Origin of the sequence: Kamptonema animale CS-326, from assembly GCF_028330895.1 — a bacterium.
GTDB classification, from domain to species: Bacteria; Cyanobacteriota; Cyanobacteriia; order Cyanobacteriales; family Microcoleaceae; genus Kamptonema; species Kamptonema formosum.
Map to the genome: position 1 here is coordinate 1 of NZ_JAQMUA010000099.1, position 11,572 is coordinate 11,572.

The window sequence follows — 11,572 nt, forward strand, 5'->3', positions numbered from 1 at the left end:
AGAACCAATGCCAGCGGTTAAGAGGGAGCGGGGGGGCAGAGGAGCAGAGGGGAAATCTTTATCTTTCCTGTTCCATCTCCACCATCTCCACCATCTCCCCCGCTCTCCCGCTCCCCCGCTCCCCCGCTCCCCCGCTCCCCATCTCCCCCGCTTCCCATCTCCCCATCTCTCTTGCAATAGTAAAGGGTATAAAATCCAAGACAGGTAAGGGCGATCGCGGCGACTGCGGAGGGAAGGCGCACCGCAAGAATGTTAACGCCGATGGTGCGATAGGCGATCGCCATCAACCAGTAAATTAAAGGTGGCTTGTCAAAGCGCGTCTGACCATTGAAATAGGGGGTAATCCAGTCTCCTGTCACTGTCATCTGGCGGGCGGCTTCAGCAAATAACGGTTCTGTCTCATCAACTAGGCCGCCATGTCCCAAATTCCATAAGAATGCTACCCAGCTAAGGGCGCACAGCCACAAAAGCGATATTGCCAAAGCTTGGGAGGGGCGCTTTACTTTATATTTCAACAAATCTGCGAGCTCGCTAATCCTAAATTTCATCCAGCTTTAAATAGTCTGTGAGTTGTTGCTTTGTTAGTCGGAATCTCCAGAGATTAATTTAGCTGGAAAGTTCACTCCTGGATCATATTAAAGCAAGGCTGATAGCTGGAGAAGAAGGCGGCGATGCTTTAGGCTAAGGAAAATGCTATCTTCAGCTAGACCTTGAGCAGTTAAGAACGTCATTAATCATCTTGGCGGTTTCTATAACAGGGCTTACGCACCCAACCTCATAAACCGGGTTTCGACTTTCGCTCAACCAGCAGTTTTTTGACGAAAATATAGCAACCGCCACAACGGTTAGGACATTCTCAATCCCCCAAACCCTTTCTGTGATCGCATTTTCCTCCTGCCTCCTGCCTTCTGCCTTCTGCTCAAGGTTGCAGTATCAATTGCCATTCAGTGGCTCGGTTATTCCACACTGGTGCGGCTGTTTCGCCGACGACATAGGGCCCCCAATAGAGGCGAGAGCCATCTTGAGCAAAGACCACTAATATATCTTCGGGTTTTAGTTGCAACTTACCTTCGGGAAGCGATAAAAGCAAGCCCTTACCCCCACCTTCCCCCGGTGCAAAATCCCAGTGAGCCGGTTTAGCATAGGACTTTTGAGTAGATTTCCGTAACAGCAAAGCTACGCGGACTGGATGCTCGGTACGGTTGCTCACCCGTAGAGACCCAATAGCTTTAGGATTTGAGGCTGATTCTTTGGTATTTGCTGCTAATTTTTCCTTCTCTGGTGGTTCTGTCGATACTGGCGATGCGATCGCAGGTGGTAGAGGCGTTACGCTCAAGGGTGAGGGTACTGAAGGCAGTATTGTCGCTGAGTTGGGGGACTCTGGCGGGTTCGTGGAACGGCTCCAGAGACTAAAATTAATCCGTCCCAACCACACCCCTGTAGATGCAACGAATAGGGCAACTATAATAGCTGGGTAGATTTTAAGTTTCATAATCTTTACAATTAATTGAATTGGTAGACCCCGCATCTTTAAGTGAGTTATAACTATCTTTAAATTAGGCTAATATGCAGAATACTCGTCTTAACAGACTTATTGATGTTCTCAGCGAACAGCTAGGGGACTGGTTGCAAAATCCTTGGCGGCGGATCTCGCTGCTGATAATTAGTTTATTATTTGGCTCGTTTTTGGGTGGTGCTATCTCTACGATCGCGGGACAAGCTGCTGAGTGGGACATTTTTGCGGCTGGGTTGTTAGTTGCGTTGACAGAATTTATTAACTGGATAGTTTACCGAGGTACTCGGCTGGTTGGTCGTTCTTTGTGGATAGATATTTTAAATTGTCTGAAAATTGGTTTAATTTACAGCCTGTTTGTGGAAGCTTTTAAGCTCGGTTCTTAGGAGTGAGTAGAAGCACATAATTAAACATAAAATAAAGTGGTTTTTTAATTGACAAAAGCTGATGATTGTGGTATTATATTAACTTTGCTTTATGCTTCGGTTAAAAATTATTACTAGCGATGTTATTAAAAACATCTTAACGGGGTATTGTAATCCTTAACAAAGTATGGCTCCAGCAACCAAGAGTCAAATACTTGGGAAACGAGTAGCTTTTTCTAAGTAGTCGCCAAAGCAGTCAGTTCTGTTTTTTTGTAAAATCGGGAACTATAGCATCCTTTGATGCTTCTACACAACCCAATAAAGCTATCAGGGCGGAATCTACAAAAATAATTAATTTTTGCCAATTCCCCTTTTAGATTTTTTTGTGGCAATACTTGCGATTGACAGTGGGTATGCAGTAATTTACAGGCAAGAAGCCTGTACAGCAAACAAGATCATTGTACTGGGCACTCATTGGTGTTAGCGAAGCCAGCGATCGGCATCGCAAAATTGCCTTTATTTGTTTTATCAATCTTAGGTGGATTTACCGGGGAATTTAATTATGATACGTGAGGAAGAACGGAAGCAAATCCTATTTGCAGACTCAAGAGTTGAAGATTACCAAAATCTGACGGGAAGCGTAGAGCGCCATACAGAAGTCATTATCCTCGACTCCAAGCGCGATGGTGTTGAGCAAATTGCACAAGCATTGAAAGGGCGGACAGACGTTGCTGCCGTCCATGTATTGTCTCACGGTGCAGCAGGGAGTTTGCAATTGGCTGCAAGCGAACTGTCACTGAGTAATATTGAAAGCTATCGAAATTATTTAGAACAGTGGTTTGCCTCGCCTTCCCAAGGGCAATCCCTACCACTGGCTACGCCTACCCATCATCCAGAAATTTTACTTTACGGCTGTAACGTAGCAGCAGGTGCAGAGGGTCTGGAATTTGTGCAAAGGCTGAGTCGCTTAACAGGGGCTCAAGTTGCAGCTTCCGACGATCTCACGGGGTGTGAGGCCTTGGGTGGAGATTGGGAATTGGAAGTGAAGACAGGGGAGATTGAGACTCCTGTAGCGTTTTCCCAAGCGGCGAGAGAGGCCTATAACGGCGTATTAGCTGATTTGAACCAAACCGCAGGCGATTTTAACGCATTGGTAAATGCTATTAATGTTGCCAACACTAACACTGGTAGTGACACGATCACCCTCACAGGCAATATCAATCTTGGAGGGTTATTGCCGAGAATTACCGACACCACCACTATTGTTGGCGGAGGTTTTACCATTAACGGCGGTACTAATTTCCGAGCCTTTGTAGTTGACAGTAATACAAACGTAGTCACAATCTCCAACCTCACCATTGATTCTGCAAAGGCAGTAGGTGACAGCGTAACTGCTGGTGCTGGTGGTGGTGGTGGTGCGGGCTTAGGCGGTGGTCTTTTTATCAACACTGGTAATGTCACCGTTGACAGAGTTACTTTCTCTAAGAACCAGGCAGTTGGCGGTACAGGTGTTGCTGGGATCGGCGGCAAAGGTGGCAGTGCCGATTTCGGCGGTGGTCCTTTTGGAGGAAGCGCTGGTACCGATGTCACAGGTACAGGCGGCAACGGTGCTAATGCTACGACAGCCCTTGCTCCTAATGGCAACGCAGGCAACAACGGTACTGATGGCTTCAGCCCTGGAGTCCCTGGCGGTAACGGAGGGGCTGCTGGTAACGGCGGCAACGGGTTCGGGGCTACCGGCGTAGGTGGTAATGGCGGCACTGGCGGTTTGGGTGCTAATGGTACCATCGGCGGCGGTGGTGGCGCAGGCGGTACCGGCGGTAATGGCGGCACTGGTACTGGGGGCAATGGTAATGCCAGTGCAGGGGGTACGGGTGGTGCAGGAGGCTTTGGCGGTGGCGGCGGTGCTGGTGGTGCTGGCGGCACAACTCCTGCTGCTGGTTTAGGTGGCAATGGCGGCACTGGAGGCTTCGGCGGCGGTGGTGGTGCTGGCAATACTCTCGGTCCCAGCACTGCAATCAATGGATTCACCCCAGGTGGTGCAGGTGCCACCACCGCAGGCGGTGGCGGTGCAGGTTTAGGCGGTGCAATTTTTCTCCAAGCGGGCACCTTGACCTTGACCAACAGCACCTTATATAGCAACACAGTCACAGGCGGCAATGCAGGTGCTGCTGCCGCAGGTGCGGGTACAGCCGCAGGCGGTGCAATTTTCGTCAACTTGGGCGCTACAGCCACCCTGACTAACAACACGATCGCCTACAACACTGCGACAGCGGCGACAACTGGCACACTAGCCAGTCTGATTGCTAATGGCGGAGGAATTTACAACAACGGTGGTACAGTTACAGTCAAAAACACGATCATCGCTGGTAACACTGCTGCTACCAACAATGATGTTACAGGGACATTCACAGGAAATAACAACCTGATTGAGGTTCTCGGCACTAGCACTGGTTTCACAGGCCAGGACTTAGCAACTCTTCAACCAACGGCTACTTTAGCAAATGTATTAGTACCCGCTGCTAGCGCCGGACTGAATGGGGCAACGGCTCCTGCTCCTTTCACCCTGGCCCTGGTTAGCAACCCCGTCGTCAATGTTATCACTAATCCTGCCATTGGTGGCGGCGACAACACAGCGGCAGCAAGCCTAGCCACTGATCAACGTGGCACAGTCTTTCCTCGCCAAATCAACAATACTCTGGTAGGCAAATCCAGTGTTGACATTGGTGCTTACGAGTATGGGCCGGTCGTGCAGGGTCAGAAGTTCAACGACATAAGCGGCGATGGATCTATTACAGGAGATCCAGGTCTAGGGGGATGGACTATTTCGGCAGGAACCACGACTTCTCCTATATCTGTCACCACGACTACTACCTCTACCGCTACTACCACTCTCGGTCAATATACTCTCAAAGATACTAAACCAAACACTGCGATCGCAGAAACAGTACAAGCTGGTTGGCAGCAGACTTTCCCTACTACTGCCCCTAATACTGGTATTGCTGATGTCTCTAACGCGGACTTCGGTAACTTCCAACTAACAAGCATTAAAGGTACAACCTACATCGATCGCACAGGTGACGGCCTCACAACCAACACCAAAACTACTGACGATACTACTACCGTAGATGGCGCTACCGTCACTTTGTACAAAGAGACTAATGGCAACACCACTTTGGATGTTGGCACGGATACCGTAGTAGGAACTCCTCAAGTGACTGCCGGAGGAGGACTTTACACCTTCAATAATATCGGGCCCGGCACGTACTATATCACCCAAACTCCACCAGCAGGATACAGCCAGCAGACTTTCCCAAAAACTCCTACTACCTATCTCACCGTTATCCCTACTAGCGGCACTCCCGTTATTGATAAAGACTTCGGGAACTTCAAAAACATCACCATCAGCGGCCTGAAATTTGAGGACAAAAACAAAAACACCACCCAAGAGACAGGAGAAGGAGAGAATGGACTAAAAGGTTGGGTAATCTACGCCGATAACAATAACGGCATCAACAATAACGGCATCTTAGATGCAGGGGAAAAATCAGCCACGACTGATGACAATGGCAACTACATCATCAAGGATGTTGGCCCCGGTACCTACCAAATACGGGAAGTACCGCAAGCAAACTACCAGCAAACTTTCCCCAGTCAGACAGGCGTACCTGCTAACGCACTGCCAAACGCCACTACCATCATTGCTGAAAGTGGCAAAGATATTACGGACACTGCTGCCCTGCCCACAAACTTCGGGAACTGGCCGCTACCCAAGATCAAGGGCATCATATTCAACGACCTGAATAACAACGGTATTCAGGATATCAGTACAGATCCAAATCTAAATGAAGAGGGACTTAGTAATTGGCAAGTATACATCGACAACAATAATAACCAGTCTGATGGTTCTTTCCAGTCCACAGAAAAAACAGCCGTCACCGACCCTAACGGTAACTACACCATTGACAACGTATTACCTGGTACTTATAAAGTTCGCCAAGTCTTGCAAAACGGCGGCTGGAAACAGACACCTACATCTGTTGGTACTAACGTTGCTCTTGATGTCACCGTCGTCGCCACTGACGTATTGAATGTCAACTTCAGCAACTACCAACCCCGCAGCATCAGCGGCTTAAAGTTCAATGACCTCAATGGTAGTGGCTTCCAAGACCTACCAGGAGAACTAGGACTCGATAAATGGCAAATCTTCCTTGACAGCGATGATGATGGCTCACTAGATACAGAAGAGGCAAATACCCTTACCGCTCCCGATGGCACATATGTCTTTAACGACCCAGCTTTGGGCACTTACAAAGTGCGGGAAGTTTCCCAAACTGGTTGGCAACAAACTACTTCCAATCCCCCTGATATTACGATCGCCAGGGGTTCTAACATCCCTAACATTAACTTCGGAAACTACCAATCCGGTACTATCTCCGGCATCAAGTTCAATGACTTGAATAACAGCGGTACTTTAGATGGAACAGGAGAAACAGGACTTCCTAACTGGCAAATCTACCTTGATTTGGATAACAATGGCATTCTGAGTACCCCTGACACCGTTGCCCTCACCGATACTAACGGCAAATACTCCTTCTCCAATCTGCCAGTAGGTACTTACACTATCCGAGAGGTGCAACAGACTGGTTGGATACAAACCACTGCTAACCCTCTGACTGCTGACATCACAGCGACAGTAAATAACGTCACTGATAAGAACTTTGGTAATTTCAAATTTGTACCAGGTACAATTCAAGGTCTGAAGTTCAGTGACGCTAATAACAATGGTGTTCGAGATGGTGGCGAAGGCGGTTTGGCCGGAATCCAAATTCAGTTAACCAATGTGACAACTGGGGTGCTGACTACTGCGAACACAGACAGCAGCGGTAACTACCGTTTCACGAACTTAGCACCGGGAACTTATCGTGTCCGGGAAATCTCGCCATCTGGGTTCAGCCAAAGCACGACGAACCCCGCCGATATCGTCCTTGCTAGTGGTGCTACCGTCAGCGGCATCGACTTTGGAAATTTCCGGCAAACATTTACACCGTCACCAACGCCAACGCCTGAACCAACGCCAACGCCTGCGCCTGTACCTGCACCTGCGCCTGGGCCTGCACCCACACCTGGGCCTGCGCCCACACCTGGGCCATCTCCAAGTCCAACTCCGATTCCTACCTCAGTACCGACAGATTTAGCTTGTCCTGCTGATTTCGCCAGGATTGCAGCTCCAAATCTGCCTCCTAGTCCTGCCCAAAACAATATTGTTAACGGTAGTGATGGTGATGAGATTCTTGTGGGTAGTGCAGGCAGTGATACTATTTACGGGTTTAACGGCAACGATGCGATCTTTGGTCAACAGGGTAGCGATTATATCAATGGCAATATCGGTAACGATACTGTCTACGGAGGAGTCGAAAATGATACTCTCTTCGGGGGTAAGGGTTTTGACTTGATATTTGGCGATCGCGGCAATGATACTATTTACGGCAATCGCGGCAATGACTCTATTTCTGGCGATGAAGGAAATGATGTATCTTACGGCGGCAAAGGCGATGACGTAGTGTTGGGAGGTCTCGGCGATGACCAGCTACTAGGCGATCAAGGCAATGATACTCTCTGCGGTGGTAGCGATAATGACATCGTATTTGGGGGTAGCGGCGATGACATCCTGTTTGGTGACATTGGTAATGACTTATTCTTCGGCGGCCTTGGTAGCGATACTCTCCTTGGCGGCGGTGGTAGCGATCGCTTTGTCTTAGCCTCTGGCAGCGGCGCTGATACAGTCATCGACTTTGCCCAAGGAACTGATTCTTTGGTGTTGGTTGGTTTGGACTTCAGTCAACTGTCGATTGTGCAAACTAATGGTTCAGCATCAATTAGCATCGCTAACAATGGTGAACTTTTAGCCATCCTCAACGGGGTGCAAGCAAGTCAGCTCTCAGCTAACAATTTCAGCCTCTTTGTTTAGAGCGTTTGGAGGGCGCGGTTATTGCCGCGTCCTTGCTCTTTGATGTGGGATTCGCGATCGCTAGGACATGAGATATAGCAGGAGGCAGGAGGCAGGAGGAAAATGCAATAGTAGACATGGTTTGGGCCATGAGCGAGTGTCCTAACCATTGACTCTCTTCCCTTCTTTCCCTAGCCCCTAGCCCCTAGCCCCTAGCCCCTAACCGCCAAGGCGGTTGAACAATTACCAAGGCGAACCAATCATCGTAAAAGCAGCCCAATAATAAGGATGAGATAAACTTCTATCGCCGCGTGCAACTAACTCAGGAGGCAAACGAGTACCGCGATCGCTTCCCGAATTATACAAGCGACCATCCTGCAAACGCACCTGTCCATGCAGCATACCCAATTGCGCTTGTCTTAACGCCTCCGCCTTAATTGGTGCAGTCCGCAATTGCTGATAAAATTCCGACATCAACCCCAAAGTTCCCGCATCACTGACATACCACAAACTCGCCAGCGCCGACTTCACCCCCGCCTGTACCGCCAACCCCGCAAAGCCTAACTCAGCACTCTCATCTCCCACAGCAGTAGTACAAGCACTTAATACCAACAACTCCACCTGTGGGTTGTACAACTTCAACTCCCGTAACTGGTTCAACCGCAGCTTAGTATCCCAAAACTGGATATAAGAATTTTCAGCACCACCCGGTTGAAATTCCCCATGAGTTGCTAAATGGATAATCTGATATTGAGGTTGACTGCGTTGGGCCTTTAAGTTTGCTAAGGTAAACTTTTCATTCAGAAAAGAAACCCCAGGCCAAAGCTTCCCAACGATCGCAGATATTTCCATTGGTACCGCAGGTAAACGACTTTGAGCTGCAATCTCTGGAAAATCTGAGGCCCCCATCGCTAATACCTCAGAATTCCTGATATCGACATAGTTTGTATCTGTCAAACTCAAACTAGGAATCAACCCCAGACTATACTTTTCAACTAAAAAGCGATCGCCGTCATATAAAGCAGCAACAGGCAAACTTCGTAGCCCCGAATCCATCGAAAATATCAGCGTATTAATACCGTGAGTATCTAACTCCTGCTGTAGCGGTGCAATCAACCACTGGTGAAGTTGCTTAGATCCTATTTTATAATCCTGCATTCGCGGGTTTCTAATATCATCAGTAAAGTCTTTGGCTACTTCTAATACTTCTTCCCGTGGCAGGGCAATACTTTTAAAAATCGGCTTTCCATCCGGCAGAAATAGGCGGAGTTCCAACTGTTGAGGCTGTGCAGAAACATAAATAACGGCCGGTTTCACCCCCGTCACGCTAGCAATGCGCGAGAGCGTATTTCTGATATTTTGAGCTGTAATTGACTTTTCGGAAAGATTGCCTCCAAAGTAATTTTCAAATTCCCGACCTCGTTGCCGATCGAGATATTGCGGTGATAAATCTGTCAAACTCACTTGAGTTATGCTAGTAGGGTGAGAAAGTTCTAACCCTGTAGCCCTCCCCTCAGTTGGTCTGGGGATTATTTTAGTTTGGTCAGGCTCTAATGTGGCTGATGGTGAAGGTGTGGTGACAATAGTTAAGTTCTCTGAGTTGGGGATAGAACTAATTTGAATAGTAGGATTTTGGGTAGAATTTTGGGTAGTTGTAGATTGCGAAACAACTGAATTTTTGCTCGTTCCACTATTAGCAGTTACGGAGGCATCTAATATTACTTCGGGCGTTCCTTCTAAGGTTAATATAATTGGGCTAGGACTTGGGCTTGGGGAAGCAGTCGGGGCATTTTTCAAGGGGGCTTCACTCGCACTAGAAATCTTAGTTAAGGACTCTTGAGGACTCCCCAAAGCCTTTAAATCAAAAGTTGTCAATACTTCGCGAGTCGGCCCGATCGTAAATTGCCCATCAGTAATTGCGCCAGCGGTACCATTTTTCTTAGGATTTCCGACTACAAAAGGTGTGGGACTACTAATCCCCTGCTGAATTGCGATCGAACCCGCGCGATCGCGACCGGCCGCAGAAATGCTAGCAGTGACTTGATTCGCGTCCCTAAATGTGCCTGTAGCTCTGAAGGTGCCATCGGTAATAATATCAATGCTACCGCCTTTTACGCCACCCGCCTTGATCGCAGAAACTTGAATATTGCTTTGGCTTCTAAGGGTACTAGAACCGGCATTTCCCAACTGAGAACTAGAGTTAATAATGCCAGTGGCGATCGCACCTGATGCTAAAATTTCGATATCACCGCCCTCTTGATGGCCGAAAGCATTTATATTTTCTGACTGTACCGAACCGGCACTCCGAATACTAATATTACCGCCACTCCCATTTTCAGAGCGAGCGGAAATCGTACCTGCGGCAATATTACCCCGCGTGGTGACTATACTAATTCCTGCCTGAGAACTGATGTCGCCGATGTTAACACTACCAGCAGTTAAATTAATCGTAGCCCCGTTTGCGCCGGAAATTGTTCCTGTACCCACGATCGCGCCTGACTCTGCTGGTGCTTGAATTACTGTCGGGTCGCGAAATCTCAATTCTGAGGACGCTTCGGAGTCGCGATCGCCTAAAGTAATTGTACCGCTACCGTCTGAACGCCCGATAGTAACAGCAGTAAAACCGTTGCGGAAGGCATTTAAGTCTGTAGTAGTCAAATCGAGAGCGGTTGTGTTACCGGAGCCGCCGATAATAATATTTTGACTAGAATTACCCGGTTGTAGCATCAAATTGCCGTTGCCGATCGCGGAATTGCCGCCTCCTGTCAAGTCAATCTCATTACCCGTTAAGGTAATATTTCCCCCCGCTTCTTTGCTGGTGGCATCGATCGCGCCTATAGTGATGCCGTTAGTACCCGTTAGCGTAATATTTCCTCCCCTAACACCCCTAGCAGATATGGGCCCTACTGCTACTGTTCCCGATGTCGATAAGGTGAGATCTCCAGTGGTTCCCCCAGGAGAGGAAGTATCAATACCAGAAGCGATCGCAATGTTGCCACTATTACTAACTGCGATCGCATTTCCCCCAACACCGGAGCTTGTCTTCGGGGAGGTATCGATCGATGCTACGCTAATATTGCCTTGGGATCTGAGTGTTGTATTGCCGCCCCTTGATTGCAATTGCTGAGCTGTGATGTTTCCCTGGGTAGTTGTAACTCGAATTTCTGAGTTTGCCGTTGAGATATTGCCAATTTTGATATCGCCGCTAGCCTTGAGATTAATAGAAGCACTGCCTGTGCCCAAAAGCGTTCCTGTCGCTGAGATCGAGCCTGAGTTACCAGGAGATTGAATAGTTATCGGGTCGTTGAAAGTAACATCGCTAGCGATCGTAATTGCCCCGCTACCATTTTCACTGCCGATCGCGATCGCCGCAAAGCCGTTTTGTAGTGCTTGTAAGTCATCTGCTGTCACATTCAGAGTATTTCCGCCTTGATTAGTCGGGTTGCCGATCGCAATATTTTGAGTTAGGCTTCCGGGTTGCAATGTCAAATAACCAGTGCTGCTGATGGAATTAGCGCCGCCATTAAAGTCAATTTCGGCTCCCGTTAAGGTAATATTTCCAGCACCACTAGCGATCGCACCAGTCGCTACCACATTACCTCTACCAGTCAAAATTACGTTTCCCCCTCCCGTCCCTTTGGCATCAATCTCTCCTACTGTTACATTCTGAGCTGCATTCAAGGAAATATTGCCACTGTTGCCACTACTAGCAGCAGAACTGATTTTGTTAGTTGTTAGTTGTTG

5 protein-coding genes and 1 pseudogene are annotated in these 11,572 nt (G+C 48.4%); 2 read left to right on the forward strand and 4 right to left on the reverse strand.

Annotation, left to right across the window (positions count from 1 at the left end; all coding sequences use genetic code 11):
• Positions 1–182: 182 nt before the first annotated feature.
• A pseudogene (locus PN499_RS05710) lies at positions 183–548 on the reverse strand (ArnT family glycosyltransferase); the annotation flags it as partial.
• 371 nt (positions 549–919) lie between these two features.
• Positions 920–1,492 carry a hypothetical protein gene (locus PN499_RS05715; protein ID WP_272030729.1) on the reverse strand — a complete coding sequence of 191 codons (573 nt, stop codon included), beginning with the start codon at positions 1,490–1,492 and terminating at the stop codon, positions 920–922.
• Positions 1,493–1,566: 74 nt separating this feature from the next.
• On the opposite strand from PN499_RS05715, the gene PN499_RS05720 reads away from it, so the two are divergent.
• Both PN499_RS05720 and PN499_RS05725 read left to right on the forward strand, forming a co-directional pair.
• Entirely contained in the window at positions 1,567–1,899 is a 333-nt protein-coding gene (locus PN499_RS05720; RefSeq protein ID WP_272030730.1) for a DUF565 domain-containing protein, read from the forward strand.
• 541 nt (positions 1,900–2,440) lie between these two features.
• Positions 2,441–7,849: a DUF4347 domain-containing protein gene (locus PN499_RS05725; RefSeq protein ID WP_272030731.1), complete on the forward strand. Its 5,409-nt coding sequence runs from the start codon at positions 2,441–2,443 to the stop codon at positions 7,847–7,849.
• Here the strand turns inward: PN499_RS05725 and PN499_RS05730 are convergent.
• On the reverse strand, positions 7,846–7,998 hold the full coding sequence (locus PN499_RS05730; protein ID WP_272030732.1) for a hypothetical protein: 153 nt from the start codon (positions 7,996–7,998) through the stop codon (positions 7,846–7,848). The genes PN499_RS05725 and PN499_RS05730 overlap by 4 nt on opposite strands.
• Positions 7,999–8,071: 73 nt before the next feature.
• On the reverse strand, positions 8,072–11,572 hold a 3,501-nt coding region (locus PN499_RS05735), incomplete at its 5' end, for a CHAT domain-containing protein (protein WP_272030733.1).

What these genes read in the sequence shown, in the direction of transcription:
- PN499_RS05715 (WP_272030729.1), bottom strand. Translation starts at nt 1,492, where the DNA reads ATGAAACTTAAAATCTACCCAGCTATTATAGTTGCCCTATTCGTTGCA.
- PN499_RS05720 (WP_272030730.1), top strand. Translation starts at nt 1,567, where the DNA reads ATGCAGAATACTCGTCTTAACAGACTTATTGATGTTCTCAGCGAACAG.
- PN499_RS05725 (WP_272030731.1), top strand. Translation starts at nt 2,441, where the DNA reads ATGATACGTGAGGAAGAACGGAAGCAAATCCTATTTGCAGACTCAAGA.
- PN499_RS05730 (WP_272030732.1), bottom strand. Translation starts at nt 7,998, where the DNA reads ATGGTTAGGACACTCGCTCATGGCCCAAACCATGTCTACTATTGCATT.